The following is a 20,508-nucleotide window of genomic DNA, read 5'->3' on the forward strand; positions in this document are numbered from 1 at the left end:
AGAGGAGAAAAACGAGGAGGAAATTTATGCTGAAGACATTGAAGGCCTATGTAGGCGAATATAAAAAGACGGCAGTCGCAGCGCCGATCTTTATCATATTCGAGGTCATTCTGGAAATGATTATTCCGCTTCTGATGACGCAGATTATCGACAACGGCCTTGGAGCGGGAAATATCAATTATGTGGTGAAGGTGGGAATTATCATGCTTCTGGTGTCCTTCGCATCCCTGTTCTGCGGAGCTATGGCTGCCCGCCAGGCGGCGATTGCGTCTGCGGGCTTTGCGAAGAATGTCCGTGCGGGCATGTACAATCATATTCAGGAGTTTTCGTTTTCCAACATTGACCATTTTTCCACGGCAGGTCTGGTGACGCGTCTGACCACGGATGTGACAAACGTGCAGATGGCGTTTCAGATGATGATGCGTATGTTTACAAGAGCGCCGATCACGCTGATCACAGCAATGACAATGGCATTTCTGATTAATTCAGAGCTGTCAGCTGTTTTCCTGGTAGCCCTTGTATTTCTTGGAATTGTGGTGGCTGCTCTGATGAGCCGTGTGGGCCCTTATTTCCGCGCTATGTTCGACCAGTATGACGCGCTGAACGCCAGCGTGCAGGAGAACCTGACAGGGATCCGCGTGGTGAAGGCCTATGTGCGTGAGGAGTACGAGACCAGAAAATTTAAAAAGGCTTCTGAGGCGCTGTACCGCTGTGCGATCAAGGCTGAGAAGCTGATGGTCAGCATGATGCCGACCATGCAGTTTACAGTGTATGCCTGCATCATTGCGATTTCCTGGCTGGGAGCGCAGATTATTGTAGTGGGAGATATGACCACAGGACAGCTTATGAGCCTTTTTACTTATACGATGAATATTCTGATCAGCCTGATGATGATAGCGATGATAGCGGTTATGCTTTCCATGGCGAAGTCCTCGGGAGAACGTATCTGTGAGGTGCTGAATGAGACCAGCAATCTGGCAGACAGGAAGGATCCGGTGATGAGCGTGGAGAACGGAGCCATTTCCTTCGAAGATGTATGCTTCAGCTATCACGGCGATCCGGATAATCTTCATCTTTCTCATATCAATCTGGACATCAGGTCTGGTGAGACGGTAGGAATCATCGGCGGAACCGGAAGCGCCAAGTCTACGCTGGTTCAGCTGATTCCGAGACTGTACGATGTGACCTCCGGAAGCGTAAAGGTAGGCGGCATTGATGTCAGGGATTATGATATTGAGACCCTGCGGAATGAGGTTTCCATGGTGCTTCAGAAGAATGTGCTGTTTTCCGGAACGATCAAGGAAAATCTGCGCTGGGGCAATAAGGAGGCGTCTGACGAGGAGCTGGAGCGTGTCTGTAAGCTGGCCTGTGCCGATGAATTTATTGAGCGGTTCCCGAATAAATATGATACCTGGATTGAGCAGGGCGGAAGCAATGTGTCCGGCGGCCAGAAGCAGAGGCTGTGTATTGCGCGGGCGCTTCTGAAGAAACCAAAGATTCTGATTCTGGACGACTCGACCAGCGCGGTGGATACCCACACGGATGCTATGATTCGAAAGGCCTTCCGGGAAGAGATTCCGAACACGACGAAGGTTATTATTGCGCAGCGCGTATCCTCTGTACAGGAATCTGACAAGATCATCGTGCTGAATGATGGCCAGATCGATGGAATCGGAACTCATGAGGAGCTGCTTAAGTCCAATGCGATTTACCGCGAAGTATATGAATCCCAGCAGAAACACCCAGAGGGCGAGGTGAATTTGCCGGAACGGCAAAGAGAAGGCCGCCTGGGCGGTGTACCTGAAGGTCCTGGAGAAACGGACAAATCAAGGAAAGGGGGAGACGCAGATGAGCAGTAATCAGACAGGGCGCACAATGCGGGGCCCCAGAGGCATGAAGGACGGTCCCAAGGCCAAAAATCCGGGACGTACCCTGAAAAGAATCATTGGAATGGTGGTCAAGGGCTATCCGGTACACTGCGTGTTTGTAGTGCTGGGCATTATCTTAAGCGTGCTGGCTAATGTGCGCGGAAGCCTGTTTCTAGAGACCCTGATTGACGATTATATCACCCCGATGATAGGAACAGCCTCTCCGAATTTCGCGCCTCTTTTCAAGGCGCTGGCGACGATGGCGCTGATCTACCTGGTGGGAGTGGGCTCTACGTATCTGTACAACCGCCTGATGGTGGTAGTGGCACAGGGAAGCCTGAAGAAAATCAGGGACCAGGTGTTTGAGCATATGGAGACGCTTTCGATTCCGTTTTTCGATACCCATCCCCATGGAGATCTGATGAGTATCTATACAAACGACACGGATACGCTGCGCCAGATGATCAGCCAGAGTATTCCGCAGCTGCTGTCATCCTCAATCACGATTGTCAGCGTCTTTGTATCTATGCTGATGCTGAGCCCGATCCTGACCATTCTTGTAGTGCTGATGGTTCTGGTTATGGTTAAGGTAACCGGAAAAATCGGCGGACAGTCGGGGCGTTATTTCGTGGCCCAGCAGAAGGATATCGGTATTGTAAATGCCTATATCGAGGAAATGATGGACGGCCAGAAGGTAGTAAAGGTATTCTGCCATGAGGAAGAGGCAAAAGAAAAGTTCAAGAAGCTTAATGATCAGCTGTTTGAGAGCACCAGTAACGCAAACGTATTTGCCAACATTCTGATGCCGATTATGGCGAATATCGGAAATATCAATTATGTTCTGACGACTATCGTAGGAGCGCTTCTGGCGATCGAAGGTGTGGGCGGACTGACCCTCGGCGGACTGGCGTCCTTCCTTCAGCTGACAAGGAGCTTTAACCAGCCCGTGACGCAGATCGCCCAGCAGTTTAACTCGATTATTATGGCACTTGCAGGCGCTGAGCGTATCTTTGATTTGCTGGATGAGCCTTCTGAACAGGATAACGGCTATGTAACCCTGGTCAATGCACGCTGGGAAAACGGCGAGCTGGTAGAGGTTCCGGAAAGAACAGGAACCTGGGCGTGGAAGCATCCGCACCATGACGGAACCCTGACCTATACAGAGCTGAAGGGCGACGTGGTAATGGACGGCGTAGACTTTGGCTATACGGAAGATAAGATTGTGCTGCATGATATCCGCCTGTATGCAAAGCCTGGCCAGAAGGTTGCCTTCGTAGGAGCGACGGGAGCCGGAAAGACGACGATCACGAACCTGATCAACCGTTTTTATGATATTCAGGATGGAAAAATCCGCTACGACGGCATCAACATCAATAAGATTAAAAAGCCGGATCTGCGCCGTTCGCTGGGAATGGTGCTTCAGGACAGCCATCTGTTTACAGGAACGGTGGCGGATAATATCCGGTATGGAAAGCTGGACGCGACCGATACGGAGGTAAAGGGCGCAGCCATGCTCTCCGGAGCCGACAGCTTTATCAAGCATCTGCCGGACGGCTATAATACGATGCTTTCCGGAGACGGAGCAAATCTGTCCCAGGGACAGAGACAGCTGCTGACGATTGCCCGGGCGGCTATCGCAGATCCGCCGGTACTGATTCTCGACGAGGCTACGTCCAGCATCGATACGCGTACCGAGGCGATCGTGCAGCGTGGTATGGACAGCCTGATGCAGGGCAGGACGGTATTTGTGATTGCGCACCGGCTTTCTACGGTCCAGAATTCAGATGTGATTATGGTTCTGGAGCAGGGACGGATTATCGAGCGGGGCACCCATGAGGATTTGATCGCCCAGAAGGGGAAATATTATCAGCTTTACACGGGAGCCTTTGAGTTATCATAACATCGTTATGATTTTCTGTATCCTGTGTTCGGCCCAGGCCGCCACCTCTTGCCGCACAGCGACAATTCACCTTACGGACATCTCACGTACATCAGTGTGCTTCCGGACGGACTGAAGTCCGCCGGAATCCCACAGATGTACGTAAAAAGCCGGACACAAGGATAACAGAAAAATCAAATAACAAGGTTATGATTGTAAAAAACAGCAGGAGGAAAAATGAGAGATAAATTTCAACGGTTTATGCAGGGGAGATACGGAGCTGACGAGCTCAGCCGCTTTCTGACGGCTGCCGGCCTGATTTTGATTGTGGTGAACCTGCTTGTGAGAAGCGCCATTTTGTCTTATATCGTGCTGGCGATTCTGATCTACTGCTACTACCGGATGTTTTCAAGAAATTGCAGCAGCCGTTATGCGGAGAACCAGAGATTTCTGGCCTGGAGGAACCGTCTGAGATCCGGTCCTTCCAGATGGAAGTCGGAAATGGAGCAGAGAAAGGTGTATCATATTTACCGCTGCCCCTCCTGCAGACAGAAAATCCGTGTGCCGAGAGGAAAGGGCAATATCATTGTGACCTGTCCGAAATGCCGTACGGAGTTCCGGAAAAAAAGCTGAGGCAGAGAAGCTGGCGTCCGGTGCCTGAAATTTAGATTTTTGTGAATAAAAAAGCTCTGAGCTGCTCATAATGTGGATAAAGCAAGAAAGGAGAGTTCTGTTATGAGAAAGTTCAGAAAGCTTGCGGCAGGCATTCTGCTGTCTATGCTTGTGCTGTCCACAGCCGCCTGCGGCGATTCCAATGGCAATACGACGGATAATAATACGACGAATCAGGGAAACACCACGGAGGATACTACAGACGGCACTGGCAACACAACCAACGGCACGGATGACAACATGGTAAACGATGTAACAGACGATGCCGGAAACGCAGTGGAAGATGTGGGCGATGGCATTATGGATGGCGTAGACGATGTAGTAGATGGAGCCGAAAACGCGGTGGACGATGTGACCGGAAATGACAACGGGACCACAAATACCACGGATGGAACAGAAAATACGCGGTAGCGTATATAGAAAAAGAGAGATATCTCAGACAGAACCGGCAGGGGCCTTATGACCTTATGCCGGTTCTGCCTGTGTTCCGGCGCGTCTGCGCACAGGCTCTCTGTACAACTTTGCCCGAGGAAGGTAGTTGCAGGGAATGGAAAAATGCGTTATACTGATACATACAAAATTTTTTAAGGACGCTTCAGTCAGCCGGCAGCTTCCGGATGACTGGACAGTGACAAAAAGATAGATAAAAGGACAGGGATAGGGATTATGAAGTGTATTACTGTAAAAGAGCTGTACCAGGATACGGCAAAATATCTGGATCAGGAGCTGACTGTGGCCGGCTGGGTGCGCAGCAACCGGGGCTCCAAGGCTTTCGGCTTTCTGGTCATGAGCGATGGAAGCTGTTTCCAGACGCTCCAGATTGTATATCATGATACGATGGAGAATTTTAAAGAGATTTCCAAGCTGAATGTAGGAGCGGCTGTGATTGTAAAGGGAACGCTTGTGGCGACGCCGGAAGCGAAGCAGCCCTTCGAGATTCAGGCGGCTGAGGTCACTGTTGAGGGTGATTCCGCTCCGGATTATCCGCTGCAGAAGAAGCGCCATTCCTTTGAATATCTGAGGACGATCTCACATCTGCGTCCGAGAACGAATACGTTCCAGGCGGTGTTCCGGGTGCGTTCTCTGATCGCCTATGCGATTCATCAGTTTTTCCAGGAAAGAGGCTTTGTCTATGTGCATACGCCGCTGATCACAGGAAGCGACTGTGAGGGAGCCGGGGAGATGTTTCAGGTGACGACGCTGGATCTGAAGAACCCGCCACTGACTGAGGAGGGAGAGATTGATTACAGCAAAGATTTCTTTGGAAAAGAGACGAATCTGACTGTAAGCGGCCAGCTGAACGGGGAGACCTATGCGATGGCCTTCCGGAACATCTACACCTTTGGGCCTACGTTCCGCGCAGAAAATTCCAATACGACCCGTCATGCGGCTGAGTTCTGGATGATCGAGCCGGAGATGGCTTTTGCGGATCTGGAAGACAATATGGAAGTAGCCGAGGCTATGCTGAAGTATGTGATCGGCTATGTGCTGGAAAAGGCTCCGGAGGAGATGAATTTCTTCAATCAGTTCGTAGACAAGGGGCTTTTGGAGAGACTTCAGGGCGTACTGAATTCCGAGTTTGGTCATGTGACCTATACGGAGGCTATTGAAATTCTGGAAAAGAATAACGATAATTTTGATTATAAGGTAAGCTGGGGATGCGATCTGCAGACGGAGCATGAGCGCTATCTGACGGAGCAGGTATTTAAGCGCCCTGTGTTTGTGACAGATTATCCCAAGAAGATCAAAGCCTTTTATATGAAGCAGAATGACGACGGAAAGACTGTGGCGGCTATGGACTGCCTTGTTCCGGGAATCGGAGAGATCATCGGCGGAAGCCAGAGAGAGGATAACCTGGAAAAGCTGTCTGCCCGCATGAAGGAGCTGGGATTGAAGGAAGAGGATTACGGCTTCTATCTGGATCTGCGGAAATACGGTTCAGCCCGGCATTCCGGCTTCGGCCTTGGCTTTGAGCGGTGCGTGATGTATCTGACGGGAATGTCAAATATCCGTGATGTGATTCCGTTCCCGCGGACGGTGAACAACTGCGACCTGTAAATCAGAAGAAAAGGGCGTACAAGGATCGGGAAGATTTTTGTGCGTCTTTTTTATTCTCAGCTGGCGGCGTGCAGAAGCTCCAGCCAGCTGACATAGAATGACTGAGAGAATCCCCGGCCGGCAAGGACGTTCTGGTCTGGGACGCGTTGATATGAACCCATGTGATGAAAACGATGCGGAAAGAAAAGACAGAAAAATATGCAGCAGAATATGAAATCCTGGAGCTTGCCAAATTAAAGCTTTATCAGCGGATGCACGGGCTTGCCCCTGTTTTGGGAGCCCTGGAATTCCAGGTTGGGAGCTGGAAGAAGGGCGGGCAGAAGGGACAGCCTGTGGAAGGCTGCTATCTCACAGACGGAAGGCTCTTTTGCCTGGATGCGGACCGGCTTCGGGCGGATTTCCTGTGCGGAGAAAGGGAAAATGGAGCTCCCGGCGGGAGCGAAGGCCTCTGCCTGGAGCTTCTTCATATGCTGGGCCACTGCCTGCTGGGACATCCATTTGGGGCCTGGCGCGCAGAGAACCGGAGAGAGTGGGAGCGAAGCTGTGACAGGAAGGCCTGGAGGCTGGCAGAAGAGCTTTGGGGAAGTCCTCTTCCTCATCTGAGAAGGGCAGAACACTTACTGGAGGAAGGTCATGCGGAGGAGGCGGAAGCGCTGCTCTGTGTCGACGACCACAGCGGCTGGGGGCAGGTCGATGAGCACCGGGCCGCATGGTGGCAGGGGCAGGGAGAAAGGCTTTTGGGGAGCGGAGCTCCGAAGGGCAGGCGGAAGGCCGGTACGTCGCACAGAAGCAGGCGGCGAAGGCTGATGCCGGCAGCAGGAGAGCGTGGAGATTACCGTGAGCTTTTAAAAAGCCTTTCGGCCTGGAGGGAGGAGACAAGAGTCAACCAGGAGGAATTCCAGTATTCCTGGTATCTTTACGGCCTTCAGCTCTATGGAAGCCTTCCTCTCATTGAGCCGCTGGAGTACAGGGAGGAACGAAAAATCGCAGATCTGGTGATTGTCATTGATACGTCCGGCTCCTGTGAAAAGGAGCTGGTGCAGATCTTTCTGGAGGAGACAAGAGGAATTCTTGAGCAGGAAAGACTGTTTTTCAGGCAGTTCTGCCTTCATATTATCCAGTGTGATAATCGGGTTCAGAGAGACGACTGCATACACAGCAGAGAGGAATTTGAGAAATACCTGGAGGAGCTTACAGTTCAGGGAGGAGGCGGCACGGATTTCCGTCCGGCGTTTCAGAGGATTGAAGAGCTTCGGAAGGCAGGGGAGCTGGCCTCCCTGCGGGGAGTTCTCTATTTTACAGACGGTTGCGGGAGGTATCCGGAACAGGAGCCGGATTACCAGGTATGGTTTGTGATGCTGCAGGGGCGCTACGATGCCATCGATATGCCCTCCTGGGTACACCGCTTGATTTTGGAGGAAACAGACAGATATGGATATACGGGAAGCAAAGCAGGAAATTAAAAAAGCAGTAAGGGCCTATACGGCGAAGACGGAGGCCGGGACCTTCCGGATTCCTCAGAAAAGGCAGAGGCCGATTCTTCTGATGGGGCCGCCTGGCGTCGGTAAGACGGCAATTATGGAGCAGATTGCCAGAGAGAGTGCCATCGGTATGGTGGCTTATACGATGACCCACCATACAAGGCAGAGTGCCATCGGACTTCCGGTTCTGGGGCAGAAGGAGTTTGACGGGAAGAGCTATACAGTTACCTCTTATACCATGAGTGAGATCATTGCCTCCGTCTATGAACAGATGGAGAAAAGCGGCTGCCGCGAGGGAATCCTGTTTTTAGATGAGATGAACTGTGTGTCGGAGACATTGATGCCTGCCATGCTTCAGTTTCTTCAGTACAAAACCTTCGGGAGCCACAGGCTGCCTGAGGGCTGGATCATCGTAGCCGCCGGAAATCCGCCCGCCTATAACCGCTCTGTCCGCGAATTCGATACAGTGACGCTTGACCGGGTCCGCCGCATGGATGTAGAGCCGGATCTGGGAGTGTGGAAGGAATACGCCATAGAGCGCGGCCTGCATCCGGCAGTTCTTTCCTTCCTGGACCTGCGCCCGGAGCGCTTTTATGTGATGGAGCCGGGACACGCAGGCTTCGTGACAGGACGGGCCTGGGAGGATCTTTCGGAGATTCTCCTGACAATGGAGGAAATGGGGCTTGGAGTAGAAGAGGCGCTCTTTGGGCAGTATCTCCAGGATGAGGATACGGCCCGGGAATTTGCCTTTTACTACCGGCTTTATGAGAGGTGGAAGGAGAGGCTGCGCCCGGAAGAGATTCTGGGAAGCGGCGTGTCAGTCTCCGAAGGGTGGGAGCTGCCGGCTCTTCCCTTTGATGAGCGTCTCTGTATTGTCTGGCTGCTTCTGCAGAGGCTTCTTCATATGGGAGCAGAATATGATGGACAGCAGAAGCTTTCGGACAGTCTCAGATATTTTGTGGAGGGAATGGATTTTCCGAAGCAGTTGAAGGAGGCAGAGCGGCAAAAATGGGAGACGCTGGTAAAGGAACGCCTGGCAGACCGGAAAAAGGGGCTGGCAGTGCGCAGGGAAAACGGACTTCTCTCCTCCGATGAGGAAGAAAGAGAGCGGAAGCTTGGCGTAATGCTTCATTCCTGCATAGAGGAGCTGCATTTGACAGGCGATCCGGATGTTTTTTCTGAAAAGACCAGAGAAGAGCAGGAAAAGGCCGGGGAGCAGAGGAAAGCCCTTGTCAGAGGAATGGAGAATGCTGCGGAATTTATTTGCCAGAGCTTTGGGGAAAATCAGGAGCTTATCGTATTTCTTACCGGCCTTACGGAGCATTCTGTCTGTGGAGGCGTGCTGAAAAAGGAGCTTCCGGATCTTCAGGCAAGGGCGGAAGAGCTTCTGGGAGCAGACGCCCGGGAGGAAGAGCTCAGGAGAAAGCTTTTGGGCTGAGATTTTTTGCGCTGGATCAAATTTCCTGAAAAAAATTTTGCAGGACTGTGATATCTGCCCCTTCTGTCCCGTTCTTATAGTGAAAGGCCTTTTAAAACAGCAGAAGGGGAGGTGGACAGTTGGAGCGCAGCGAATATGACAGGATTGTGGAGACCTATCTGGATACCGTGTACAGGGCTGCGCTGGGATTCTGCGGCAGCGTGCAGGATGCAGAGGATATCGTACAGAATACCTTTTTGAAGCTGCTTTTGAAGGCTCCGGAATTTCGGGATGAGGAGCATATCCGCAGATGGCTGCTCCGGGTGGCGGCCAATGAGTCGAACAGTCTGTGGCGTTCCTTCTGGAAGAGGCGGACTGTTGATATTTGTATAAAAAACATCCCCACCGGGCGGATTGTCTTTTATCCGGCTGTATGGTATACTATGAAAAATTAAAGCAAAGGAAATCTTGCAGAAAAAGAAAGAGATAGGAAATACATGAGCGAAGAACGGCATACCCATACAGCTCCGGACGGAACCGTCTACGAGCATACCCATGGAAGCGGAGAGCATCCCGGCCATGAGCATTCCCACGGGCACAATCACACGCACACCCACCAGAATACAAAGGCGGTGTTAAACCGCCTGTCCAGAGCTATCGGCCATATGGAATCCATCAAGCGCATGGTGGAGGACGGGCGGGACTGTAGCGAGGTCCTGGTGCAGCTGTCGGCAGTGAAAGCGGCGATCAACAATACGGCGAAGGTGATCCTGAAGGATCACATCGAGCATTGCCTGGTGGACGCGGTGGAGAGCGGCGATCATGAGGCGATCGAAGAGCTGACGTCTGCCATTGATCGTTTTATGAAATAGGCTTGCAAAAACAGGCCGGCAGGCTTATAATAGATTTGTTAATTTAATAAAACGGATATGGGGAGCTGGCAGCAGCCGGCTGAGAGGGGACTTATGCGTCTCGACCCACAACCTGATTTGGATAATGCCAACGTAGGGATATGCTTGAGAGAAGAGGAAGTGCCTGCGCACTTCCTTATTTTATGAAGAAGGATGTCTGCGGGCGTCCTCTTTTGTTTTCGGAAGAGAAGTGCGCTTCTTTTAGAAAGCAGACAAAGCTCCGCTGAGGCAATTCCGATCAGTCAGAAAGGAGAAAAGACATGGAAACAAAGGAAAAGAACATGACAAGAAGGCTGGCTGTGGCCGGAGTGCTGACAGCCCTGGCCGTAGCGGGAAGCACACTGGGCTTTCCTGTGGCGGGAAGCAAATGCGCACCGGTACAGCATATGGTGAATATTCTGGCTTCTGTAGCGCTGGGGCCTGCCTGGAGCGTGGGGATCGCGTTCTGTGCCAGCCTGCTGCGGAATCTGCTGGGGCTTGGAAGCCTGATGGCGTTTCCGGGCAGCATGGTGGGAGCGCTTCTGTGCGGCCTGGTCTGCAGATATACGAAGAATCTGAAGCTGACCTGCCTTGCGGAGGCGTTCGGCACAGGAGTCCTTGGAGGAATCGCAGCTTACCCGGTAGCAAAATACATCATGGGCTCCGCGCCTGCGGGTCTGTTTGTCTACGTGATTCCGTTCCTGATTTCCACAGCAGCCGGAAGTATTCTGGCATATATTCTGGTCACCATTCTGGAAAAGGGAGGCGTCCTTGCACAGCTCTTCCCGCAGCAGGGAGGCCAGGTCAGGTAGTATGCTTGAAAAGGAACAGCTTCAGCTTTTAAATCAGGTCAGGCCCCGGGTGCACTGCCTGACAAATCCGGTGACAATGCAGGGGGTGGCAAACATGCTGCTGGCAGCAGGGGGCAGCGCGATTATGGCCCAGGATCCGGAGGAGGTGCAGGATATTGCGGCGCTCTGCCAGGCCGTTCTTTTGAACACCGGAGTTCCGGACAGAGAAAAAATCCGGGCCTGTGTGCTGGCGGGTGAACGGGCGAACGAGCTTGGAATTCCTGTGATTCTCGATCCTGTGGGAGCCGGGGCCAGCCCATTCCGGCTTCGGGAGCTGGAACAGTTGGCAAAAAAAGTCCGCCTGTCTCTCATCCGCTGCAATCAGGAGGAGGCCAAGGCGCTTCTGCACATCTGGAACGGCAGGTCAAAGGGAGTGGAGAGCGGAGCGGATTTGGGCCAGGAGGAACAGAAAGGATTGGCCGTAAGCCTTTCAAAGGCTTATGGCTGTGCCGTTTTGGTGAGCGGAAGGCAGGACGCCGTCTCTGATGGGGAGAGGACAGAGCTTTTAGCCGGAGGCGACGGGCGAATCGCACGGATTACAGGCGGGGGTTGCATGCTGTCTGCTCTGTGTGCCCTGCTCTGCGGGGCGGGGATTCCAGCCTATGAGGCGGCCCTGACAGCAGGAAAACTTTGGCGGAGAAGCGCGGAGCTGGCCGGAAAGGCAGCCGGAGGGATCGGCAGCTTTCAGGCGGCGCTCTTTGACGCGGCGGAACAGTGCTTTTACCGGGAAATGCAGGAGGAAAGAGGATGAAGATAGAAAGAGAGACGCTGAGGCTTTACGCTGTGACAGACAGAAGCTGGCTGAAGGAAGGAGAGAGCCTCTGTTCTGTCGTGGAAGAGCTGCTAAAGGCAGGCGTGACCTGCGTGCAGCTGCGGGAAAAGCATCTGAGCGACGCGGAGCTTCTAAAAGAGGCCTGCGAGCTGAAGGAGGTCTGTGCCCGCTACCAGGTGCCCCTGATTATCAATGACAGGCCGGATATCGCGCGAAAGGCTCAGGCAGACGGGGTTCATGTGGGGCTCTCTGATATGGGGATCCTTCAGGCCAGAGAGCTTTTGGGAGAGGAGTATATCATCGGGAGCAGCGCCCACAATGAGAAAGAGGCTCTTGCGGCCCAGGAAGCGGGAGCGGATTATCTCGGATGCGGAGCTGTATTCGGCAGCACGACAAAGACGGACACCACCGGGCTTTCCCTGGAAGAGCTTCAGAGAATCTGCGGGGCGGTACAGATACCAGCGGTGGCAATCGGAGGCGTCAGCCGGGAGAACATCCGGCTTCTTCGGAATACAGGCGTGTGTGGAGCAGCCGTAGTGAGCGCACTTTTTGCGGCGGAAGACAAGCAGGCGGCAGCCAGGGAGCTCCTTAGACTGTGGGAGGGAGAATGACAATGAAAAAGGTATTGACAATTGCAGGCAGCGATTCCAGTGGTGGAGCTGGAATCCAGGCGGATATCAAGACGCTGACTGTGCAGGGTATTTATGCCATGAGCGCGATTACCGCGCTGACGGCCCAGAATACCACAGGAGTATATGGGATTGAGGAAGTAGCGCCGGAATTTCTGGCAAAGCAGCTGGACTGTATTTTTCAGGACATTGTCCCCGACGCGGTCAAAATCGGAATGCTGCCGGGGACAGAGCTTATCCGGGCGGCAGCAGAGAGGCTGAAGCATTATCATGCCGCACATATTGTGCTTGACCCTGTTATGGTATCTACAAGCGGTTCCCGGCTTATGCAGCAGGAGGCCGTGTCTGCCCTGAAGGAAGAGCTCTTTCCGATAGCAGAGCTGATCACGCCGAATATTCCGGAAGCAGAAGTATTGGCAGAGCTTGAGATTCACGGCAGAAACGATATGGAACAGGCCGCGGAGAAGCTGCATCAGAGATGGGGCTGCGGGGTGCTTTTAAAGGGAGGACACCTGTCGGATTCGGCAGATGATTTACTGTACACAAAGAACGGGGGCCTGTGGCTCAAGCAGGAAAAAATCAACAGCCAGAATACGCACGGGACAGGCTGTACGCTTTCCAGCGCTATTGCAGGAAAGCTGGCTCTGGGCCTTTCGCTTGAGGAAGCTGTCCGTCAGGCGAAGGAATATCTGACAGGCGCTCTGAGGGCAGGACTGAATCTGGGCAGAGGAAGCGGTCCTTTGAACCATATGTATCTGTATGAAAACCAGTCATATGCCGGAATGCCGGAAAATACCACGGCAGCCGCTATTTCCGCAGAGGAAACAGTGCAGAGGAAGCGGTATTGAAATAGAAATGCAGGGCAGACGACAGACAGAACAGCGACAGAGCTCGCAGAAAAAGGAGAGGAAAATGAGAGAATGCACCACACAGATGGACGCCGCGAGAAAGGGCATCATTACAAAGGAACTGAAAATCGTAGCAGAAAAGGAGCATATGCAGGAGGAAGAGCTGCGGAAGCTGGTGGCGGAAGGCAAGGCAGTCATCTGCGCAAATAAGAACCATACCTGTCTGAATCCGGAAGGCGTAGGCAGCATGCTCCGCACGAAGATCAACGTAAACCTGGGCGTTTCCCGGGATGTGAAGGATTACAATGTGGAAATGGAGAAGGTCATGAGCGCCGTAAATATGGGCGCAGAAGCCATCATGGACTTGTCCAGCCACGGAGATACCCGCCCATTCAGACAGAAGCTGGTGCAGGAGTGCCCGGTTATGATCGGCACCGTTCCGGTGTATGACAGTGTGATCCATTATCAGCGGGATCTCGACACGCTGAGCGCAAAGGATTTTGTGGAGGTTGTGCGGATGCATGCCCAGGACGGCGTGGATTTTGTGACGCTCCACTGCGGCATTACCCGCAAGACGATAGAGCAGATTCGGAAGCATAAGCGGAAAATGAACATTGTAAGCCGCGGAGGAAGCCTGGTATTTGCCTGGATGAGCATGACCGGAGAGGAAAACCCGTTTTATGAATACTTTGATGAGATCCTGGATATCTGCGAGGAGTATGACGTGACGATTTCCCTGGGCGATGCCTGCCGTCCCGGCTGCCTTGCCGACGCTACGGATGTGTGCCAGATCGAGGAGCTGGTGCGCCTCGGCGAGCTGACAAAAAGAGCCTGGGATCACAATGTGCAGGTTATGGTGGAGGGTCCGGGCCATGTGCCGCTGAACCAGGTGGCGGCCAACATGGAAGTGCAGAAGAGCATCTGCATGGGCGCACCCTTCTATGTGCTGGGACCGCTGGTCACGGATATCGCCCCGGGCTACGATCATATCACAGCTGCCATCGGCGGAGCAGTGGCAGCTATGAGCGGGGCAGCCTTTCTCTGCTATGTGACGCCTGCCGAGCATCTGGCGCTTCCGAATCTGGAGGATGTGCGCCAGGGAATCGTCGCTTCGAAGATTGCGGCGCATGCAGCCGATATCGCAAAAGGAATTCCCGGAGCCCGCGACATTGATGATAAGATGGCAGACGCCCGCCGGGCGCTGGACTGGGAGGCGCAGTTTGCCTGCGCCATCGATCCGGAGAGAGCCCGCGCTATCCGTGATGACAGGCTGCCTGAGGATGACCACAGCGATACCTGCAGCATGTGCGGAAAGTTCTGTGCTGTGCGCAGCATGAACAAGGCTCTGGCAGGAGAGCATATAGACATTTTATAAAGGAATGATGGCTCTGCAGGCGGAAATTCTTCTAATTCCTTTCGGGCTGCATATACTGTAGGGAAAACCAGAATGTCAAAGGGAAACGTATGCGCAGATTTTCCATAAAAGCCATGCAGACAGATCAGCCGGATGAGGGGCGCCTGAAGGTCCATGTCACAGCGGCGTCGGGCGGCACTCCGATCCCCGGAGCAAGGATCGCGATCTCCTATACGGGAGAGCCGGATCGGCAGCTGGAGGAGGTGACGACCGACAGCTCAGGGAATACAGAGGAGCTGGAGCTTGCGGCGCCGCCGCTGGAGTACAGCACCTCGCCCAATGAAGAGCAGCCCTATTCCGAATATACGCTTTCCATCACAGCTCCCGGATTTGAGCCGGTAGAAGTGGTGGGAGCAGAGATCCTTCCTGAGGTGACAGCGCTTCAGGAGATACAGATGATACCGGAACAGGGGGAAGAGTATGAACGCTTTGTGATTCCGGCCCACACGCTGTTTGGAGATTATCCGCCGAAGATAGCAGAGGCAGAGATTAAGCCGACCAGCGAAACAGGAGAAATCGTATTGAGCCGGGTGGTAGTGCCGGAGTTCGTGATCGTTCATGACGGGGTGCCTACCGACAGCACGGCGACCAATTACTGGGTGCGTTACCGGGATTATATCAAGAATGTGGCCAGCAGTGAGATTTATGCCACCTGGACAGACGCCGCCATCCGGGCCAATGTTCTGGCGATTATGTCGTTTACGCTGAATCGTGTGTATACCGAATGGTATAGAAATAAAGGCTATGATTTTACGATAACCTCGTCTACAGCCTTCGACCATAAATGGATCCACAATCGAAATATTTTCCAAAACATCTCCCGGATAGTGGATGAAATGTTTGGTAATTATCTTTCCAGGCCGAATGTAAAACAGCCGATCCTCACACAGTATTGCGACGGACGCAGGGTGACCTGCCCGAACTGGATGAGCCAGTGGGGAAGCCAGGCCCTCGGGGAACAGGGCTACAGCGCAATTCAGATTCTGCGAAATTATTATGGGGAATCTATGTATATCAATACGGCGGAAGAGATTTCCGGCGTGCCATACTCCTGGCCGGGCTCCAACCTGACGGAGGGCTCCAGGGGCCAGAAGGTCCTGCAGCTTCAGGAGCAGCTGAACCGGATCGCGAAGGCTTATCCGGCTATGCCGACGATTTCAGAGGACGGTATCTACGGGTCTGCCACGGCCAATTCCGTGCGCACCTTCCAGTCCATTTTTGGCCTGCCCCAGACCGGGATTGTAGATTATCCTACCTGGTATAAGGTGTCAGAGATCTATGTGGCTGTGTCCAGAATTGCCGAACTGAATCCGTGAGAGAAGCGGAAAGACCGGAGAGCCTGTAAAGCTCCGGCCTTTCCGTTTAATGCTCAGGTACCTTGGGAATTTTCATCCTTTCGACGGGGATGCGGCGGGAAAGGAAACGAAAGACGTCTGCCCGGCCCGTTCCACAGCACGGCTCCGCCCAGAAGCCAGATGCAGCAGAATAAAGGCAGAGGACAGTCAAACACCCGGTAACTGACGTCAGAGCTCCACAGATGCAGGGCGGACGGAAAAGAAAAATAAGTCTCGCCGCCGGCGGGATACTGGCTCAGGCTCTTGGCACAGGGAAAAATATTACCAAGAGAAATGATACCTGTTTCCACGCAAAGCGGAATGACGCTGAGAAAATACAAAAGCATCAGAACCAGAAATACATAAAACAAAGCGGCGCTTCCTTTTCCGGAAAGTCTTCTGGCTCTCATAAAGAGTTTCATAAGCTGCATAAAAACCCAGCCGGTCAGAAGACAGAGCGTAGGAATCAGGATAAGGTACATGAAAAATCCGAGTCCCACGTCATAATACTCTTTGACCAGCACCTGCTTCCAGGAGTCAAGGTAACGGTAGAGGAGAACCAGCACAGCCAGAGCAATGACGGCGGGGATGAGACACCGGATATCTTTTTTTCGTTCAGACATATCGGAAGTGCCGAAAATAAGAACCGTCACATCTGCCTGGAAAATTTCTGCAATTTTTAACAGCATATCAATATCCGGATTGGATTTTCCGGTCTCATAATTCGATATGGTCTGGCGGCTCACAAAGAGCTTTTCTGCCAGTTCATCCTGCGTCATGCGCTTTTCGTTTCGCAGCCGGCGGATATTCTTTCCTACATTGGCCATGATAAATCCCCCCTTTATCAGCAGCTTTCTTTCAATAAAAGAATTTTTTCTTTGCTTACAGTGTAAACCAGGAGGCGGAGAAAGTCACGCAAAGATCCCTTGCGCAGACCGTTTGCGTTTCATTTTATAAAAATTTATAAAAATTTATGAGAAAAAATACTTGCGCCCCCTGTTCTTCCGGGTTTATAATTCCTGTAGAAATAGAATATGGTTAATTCTTCAGGGCAGGGTGACCGGTCCGCATACATGCAGTTTTGTTTTCAGACGGCTAAAAGGCTGAGATCTGCAGAGAACCGCATGGAACGCAGAACCGGAATTCCCGACCGGCGGTAAAGTCCGCGACCCGCCTTCGGGCGGCTGAACCGGTGAGGACGCAGTATAAACAGGAAAAAGAAAAGCTGCGGCAGGATTCCGGTACCGACAGTATAGTCTGGATGAGAGAAGAAAACAAAGCTTTTTCTGCTTTGCTTGCTTATTTTGCCCTGAGTGCGGTTATGCACCCGGGGCTTTTTTATTCCCGGCGCCTGCCGGATGGATGTGCGTGCGCAGCTATACGGCAGACTGCCGCAGGAGCAAAATGCAGTTGAAGAATTATCCTTTCTGATTCTGAAAGCACTGCGGCCCTGTGCTGCAGCAGATTTTATTGAATGGAAGGAGAAATGTGAAATGTCAAATCTGATTCAAAATGTGGAGGAAAACCTGAAATTTCTGGGGGTCTGCCTGCTGATTGTCATTGCGATTTTTGTGATAGCGGCTATGACGGAAAAATGGCTTCGGAAAAAGAGCGCTATGCCCCGCAGCAATACCCCGGCCCGCCGGGCGGCCATTGTAGGCGTGTTTTCTGCAATTGCGGCGGTGCTGATGTACCTGGAGGTGCCTCTGTGGTTTGCTCCAAGCTTTTACGAGCTGGACTTCAGTGAGATACCTGTCATGATCTGCGCTTTTTCCATGGGACCCGTGGCCGGTGTGGCTGCGGAGCTGTGCAAGGTGCTGCTGAAGCTGGTGCTCAAAGGAACGACCACAGCCTTTGTAGGCGACTTCGCCAATTTTGTGGTTGGATGCAGCTTTGTGCTGCCTGCCTCTATTGTTTATTACATAAAGAAAAGCAAAAAGATGGCTGTCACAGGGCTTGCACTGGGAACTTTGGTCATGACTGTCTTCGGAAGCGCCTTCAATGCTCTTTACCTGCTTCCGAAATTCGCAGAGCTGTATGGCATGTCCATGGAAGCCATCATTGGAATGGGAACTGCCATCAATGCCAGCATTGACAGTGTGTGGACGCTGGTGTTTTTTGCGGTCGTTCCCTTCAATATTTTAAAAGGGCTGATTATATCCGTGGTAACCACGCTGCTCTACAAGCATATCAGCCCGATTCTGAAAAAGCACTGATTCTGAAAAGAGGCTGATTCCAGGTAGACAGCGGCAAAATGAGTGTGCTATAATAAAAGCCGCAGAAAAACGGCTGAAAAGAGGGGCCAGAGCTCTTGCGTCTGGCTCCTTTTTGGAGAATAAATATATGATAGCAGAGACATTTTCAGAAAAAGAGACCAGGGATCTGGGAGAGAAGCTGGGGCGCGCGGCGGTTCCGGGCGGGCTCTATACTCTGACCGGCGATCTGGGGACAGGAAAAACGGTATTTACCCAGGGCTTTGCCAGAGGACTTGGGATCACAGAGCATGTGAACAGCCCGACCTTTACGATTGTGCAGGAATATGACGGAGGGCGGCTTCCGTTTTATCATTTTGACGTATACCGGATCGGCGACATCGAAGAGATGGACGAGATCGGATATGAGGACTATTTTTACGGGGAGGGCGTCTGTCTGATTGAATGGGCGGAGCTGATCGAAGAGCTGCTTCCTGCGGCAAGAACCTCGATCCGGATAGAAAAGGATCTGGAGAAGGGCTTTGATTATCGGAAAATCACGGTGGAGGAGATCAGATGAAAATACTGGCGCTGGACAGCTCGGGCCTGGTGGCTTCTGTGGCTGTCGTGGAGGATGACGGAGTAAACGGAAATCTACTGGCAGAATATACCGTAAATTATAAGAAAACGCATTCGCAGACCCTGCTTCCCATGCTGGATGAGATTGCCCGCATGATCGAGCTGGATCTGAATACGATAGACGCTGTCGCAGTGGCGGCCGGCCCCGGTTCCTTTACGGGACTCCGTATCGGGTCTGCCACGGCGAAGGGGCTGGGACTGGCTCTTGACAAGCCGCTGGTGCACGTGCCTACCGTGGACGCGCTGGCATATAATCTGTATGGAACAGACCGTATTATATGTCCCCTGATGGACGCCCGCAGAAATCAGGTCTATACCGGGATCTATGAATTCCGTGATAATCAGCTGTCTGTCATTGAGCCCCAGATGGCTGTGGGCATCGGGGTGATTGCGGAAAAGCTGTGTGCCCTTGGGCGGGAAGTGATTTTCCTGGGGGACGGCGTGCCGGTGTTCCGGGATGTGCTGACAGAAAAGCTGATGAAGGGGAGCCCGTTTTCCTTTGCTCCGGCCCATTTGAATAAGCAGAGAGCCGGAGCGGTGGCGGCCCTGGCAGTCTCCTATGTGCGCGCAGGAAGGATTGAGACTGCGGCGGAGCACAGGCCGGATTACCTCCGGCCTTCCCAGGCGGAACGGGAGCGGGCAGAAAAAGAGGCCCGGGCCCGGCAGGAGGAGAAAAGTGCTCAGGAGAAGCCCGATGGACAGGCTTAAGCGCGAGGCGGAAGCGCGGGAAGCAAAGGGAGCCGGGGAGAAGCTGCAGATCCGCCCAATGGCGGAAAGGGATTTGCCTCAGATCTGCGAAATTGAGCAGGAGGCCTTTTCCACTCCCTGGTCGGAGAAGGGGTTTCGTGACAGCCTCGCGCTTCCCTATGCAGTCTTTCTGGCGGCGGAATACGAAGGAGAGATCGCAGGCTACTGCGGCTGTTATCTGAGCCAGGAGGAAGCCGAGATCACCAATGTGGCGGTGAAGCGATGCCTTCGCGGCCGGGGAATTGCGAAGGCGCTGATTCGGGAGCTTTTCTGCACAGGACGGATCCGGGGGGCCTCAGTATTTCTTCTGGAGGTAAGAGCCGGAAATCAGCCGGCGATTGGCCTGTATGAAGGCCTGGGCTTTGAGCGTGCCGGCCTGCGGCGGAATTTTTACGAGAAGCCTAAAGAGGACGCAGTAGTGATGTGGAAGCGGTTTCCGGACGCATGACAGTGATTCCCACTATCTGCGCAGACGATTATTTTGTAAAATATTCACGTAGCACAAAGCAGACGCCGCGAGGCTTCGCGGCGCCCGGATTCAGGGAGGAAAAGCAGAATGCGTGAGTATAAGAATAAAGAAGCAAAAATATTGGACAGGATTATCTGCAATGGCTGCGGAAAGGTAATCACAGTCAGAAGGGGTATGCCCATGGAGGGTGTCTTTTCCGTCCATCAGGTGTGGGAGTATATGTCCGGCAAGGACGGGGAAATCGATCGCTTTGATCTCTGTGAGGACTGCTATGACAAAATGACAGAGCAGTTTCAGATTCCGCTGACCAGGACGGAACAGGCAGAGCTTTTGTAATAGGAGACAGGA

21 protein-coding genes and 1 riboswitch are annotated in these 20,508 nt (G+C 52.8%); of the genes, 20 read left to right on the top strand and 1 reads right to left on the bottom strand.

What is annotated here, in order from left to right; all coding sequences use genetic code 11:
- Window positions 1-26: 26 nt before the first annotated feature.
- From B5E77_RS09125 to B5E77_RS09195, 15 genes are all read left to right on the top strand, one after another.
- Window positions 27-1,859, top strand: a complete 1,833-nt coding sequence (locus B5E77_RS09125; protein WP_087165059.1) for an ABC transporter ATP-binding protein — start codon at window positions 27-29, stop codon at window positions 1,857-1,859.
- The gene (locus B5E77_RS09130) at window positions 1,849-3,768 is read left to right on the top strand and encodes an ABC transporter ATP-binding protein (protein ID WP_087165060.1); all 1,920 of its coding nucleotides are present in this window, start codon (window positions 1,849-1,851) and stop codon (window positions 3,766-3,768) included. The genes B5E77_RS09125 and B5E77_RS09130 overlap by 11 nt, the downstream gene beginning before the upstream one ends.
- A 216-nt stretch (window positions 3,769-3,984) precedes the next feature.
- Complete coding sequence (locus B5E77_RS09135; protein ID WP_087165061.1) at window positions 3,985-4,380, top strand: hypothetical protein; 396 nt, start codon at window positions 3,985-3,987, stop codon at window positions 4,378-4,380.
- Window positions 4,381-4,482: 102 nt separating this feature from the next.
- The gene (locus tag B5E77_RS09140; RefSeq protein ID WP_087165062.1) at window positions 4,483-4,830 is read left to right on the top strand and encodes a hypothetical protein; all 348 of its coding nucleotides are present in this window, start codon (window positions 4,483-4,485) and stop codon (window positions 4,828-4,830) included.
- Window positions 4,831-5,085: 255 nt separating this feature from the next.
- Window positions 5,086-6,477 (top strand): asparagine--tRNA ligase, encoded by a 1,392-nt coding sequence (asnS, locus tag B5E77_RS09145; RefSeq protein WP_087165063.1) that lies wholly within the window; start codon window positions 5,086-5,088, stop codon window positions 6,475-6,477.
- Window positions 6,478-6,641: 164 nt separating this feature from the next.
- A complete protein-coding gene (locus B5E77_RS09150) occupies window positions 6,642-7,940 on the top strand; it encodes a VWA-like domain-containing protein (RefSeq protein ID WP_087165064.1) in 1,299 nt (432 codons plus the stop codon).
- Entirely contained in the window at window positions 7,909-9,396 is a 1,488-nt protein-coding gene (locus B5E77_RS09155; RefSeq protein ID WP_087165065.1) for an ATP-binding protein, read from the top strand. Before B5E77_RS09150 ends, B5E77_RS09155 begins: the two co-directional genes overlap by 32 nt.
- Window positions 9,397-9,515: 119 nt before the next feature.
- Window positions 9,516-9,830, top strand: a complete 315-nt coding sequence (locus B5E77_RS09160) for an RNA polymerase sigma factor (RefSeq protein WP_087165066.1) — start codon at window positions 9,516-9,518, stop codon at window positions 9,828-9,830.
- A 42-nt stretch (window positions 9,831-9,872) separates the two neighbouring features.
- Entirely contained in the window at window positions 9,873-10,247 is a 375-nt protein-coding gene (locus B5E77_RS09165) for a metal-sensing transcriptional repressor (RefSeq protein ID WP_087165067.1), read from the top strand.
- A gap of 48 nt (window positions 10,248-10,295) precedes the next feature.
- A riboswitch (TPP riboswitch) is annotated at window positions 10,296-10,403 on the top strand.
- A gap of 143 nt (window positions 10,404-10,546) precedes the next feature.
- Window positions 10,547-11,077: an energy coupling factor transporter S component ThiW gene (thiW, locus tag B5E77_RS09170; protein WP_087165068.1), complete on the top strand. Its 531-nt coding sequence runs from the start codon at window positions 10,547-10,549 to the stop codon at window positions 11,075-11,077.
- 1 nt (window position 11,078) lies between these two features.
- The gene (gene thiM / locus B5E77_RS09175; RefSeq protein WP_087165069.1) at window positions 11,079-11,867 is read left to right on the top strand and encodes a hydroxyethylthiazole kinase; all 789 of its coding nucleotides are present in this window, start codon (window positions 11,079-11,081) and stop codon (window positions 11,865-11,867) included.
- On the top strand, window positions 11,864-12,499 hold the full coding sequence (gene thiE / locus B5E77_RS09180) for a thiamine phosphate synthase (RefSeq protein ID WP_087165070.1): 636 nt from the start codon (window positions 11,864-11,866) through the stop codon (window positions 12,497-12,499). The genes thiM and thiE overlap by 4 nt, the downstream gene beginning before the upstream one ends.
- A 2-nt stretch (window positions 12,500-12,501) precedes the next feature.
- Window positions 12,502-13,365, top strand: a complete 864-nt coding sequence (gene thiD, locus B5E77_RS09185; protein WP_087165071.1) for a bifunctional hydroxymethylpyrimidine kinase/phosphomethylpyrimidine kinase — start codon at window positions 12,502-12,504, stop codon at window positions 13,363-13,365.
- Window positions 13,366-13,429: 64 nt separating this feature from the next.
- Entirely contained in the window at window positions 13,430-14,740 is a 1,311-nt protein-coding gene (thiC, locus tag B5E77_RS09190) for a phosphomethylpyrimidine synthase ThiC (RefSeq protein ID WP_087165072.1), read from the top strand.
- A gap of 89 nt (window positions 14,741-14,829) precedes the next feature.
- The gene (locus B5E77_RS09195; RefSeq protein ID WP_087165073.1) at window positions 14,830-16,095 is read left to right on the top strand and encodes a peptidoglycan-binding protein; all 1,266 of its coding nucleotides are present in this window, start codon (window positions 14,830-14,832) and stop codon (window positions 16,093-16,095) included.
- A gap of 53 nt (window positions 16,096-16,148) precedes the next feature.
- Here the strand turns inward: B5E77_RS09195 and B5E77_RS09200 are convergent, their stop codons facing one another.
- Window positions 16,149-16,940: a helix-turn-helix domain-containing protein gene (locus tag B5E77_RS09200; RefSeq protein ID WP_087165074.1), complete on the bottom strand. Its 792-nt coding sequence runs from the start codon at window positions 16,938-16,940 to the stop codon at window positions 16,149-16,151.
- Between the two features lie 666 nt (window positions 16,941-17,606).
- Here B5E77_RS09200 and B5E77_RS09205 point away from each other — a divergent pair.
- From B5E77_RS09205 to B5E77_RS09225, 5 genes are all read left to right on the top strand, one after another.
- The gene (locus tag B5E77_RS09205; protein ID WP_204248038.1) at window positions 17,607-18,329 is read left to right on the top strand and encodes an ECF transporter S component; all 723 of its coding nucleotides are present in this window, start codon (window positions 17,607-17,609) and stop codon (window positions 18,327-18,329) included.
- Between the two features lie 127 nt (window positions 18,330-18,456).
- The gene (gene tsaE, locus B5E77_RS09210) at window positions 18,457-18,885 is read left to right on the top strand and encodes a tRNA (adenosine(37)-N6)-threonylcarbamoyltransferase complex ATPase subunit type 1 TsaE (RefSeq protein ID WP_087165075.1); all 429 of its coding nucleotides are present in this window, start codon (window positions 18,457-18,459) and stop codon (window positions 18,883-18,885) included.
- The gene (gene tsaB / locus B5E77_RS09215; protein ID WP_087165076.1) at window positions 18,882-19,652 is read left to right on the top strand and encodes a tRNA (adenosine(37)-N6)-threonylcarbamoyltransferase complex dimerization subunit type 1 TsaB; all 771 of its coding nucleotides are present in this window, start codon (window positions 18,882-18,884) and stop codon (window positions 19,650-19,652) included. The genes tsaE and tsaB overlap by 4 nt, the downstream gene beginning before the upstream one ends.
- Window positions 19,639-20,139 carry a ribosomal protein S18-alanine N-acetyltransferase gene (gene rimI, locus B5E77_RS09220; protein ID WP_242963684.1) on the top strand — a complete coding sequence of 167 codons (501 nt, stop codon included), beginning with the start codon at window positions 19,639-19,641 and terminating at the stop codon, window positions 20,137-20,139. The genes tsaB and rimI overlap by 14 nt, the downstream gene beginning before the upstream one ends.
- 108 nt (window positions 20,140-20,247) lie before the next feature.
- Window positions 20,248-20,496, top strand: a complete 249-nt coding sequence (locus B5E77_RS09225) for a hypothetical protein (RefSeq protein WP_087165077.1) — start codon at window positions 20,248-20,250, stop codon at window positions 20,494-20,496.
- Window positions 20,497-20,508 lie beyond the last annotated feature (12 nt).

The sequence above is a fragment of the Lachnoclostridium sp. An131 genome (assembly GCF_002160825.1).
Classification (GTDB): domain Bacteria; phylum Bacillota; class Clostridia; order Lachnospirales; family Lachnospiraceae; genus Laedolimicola.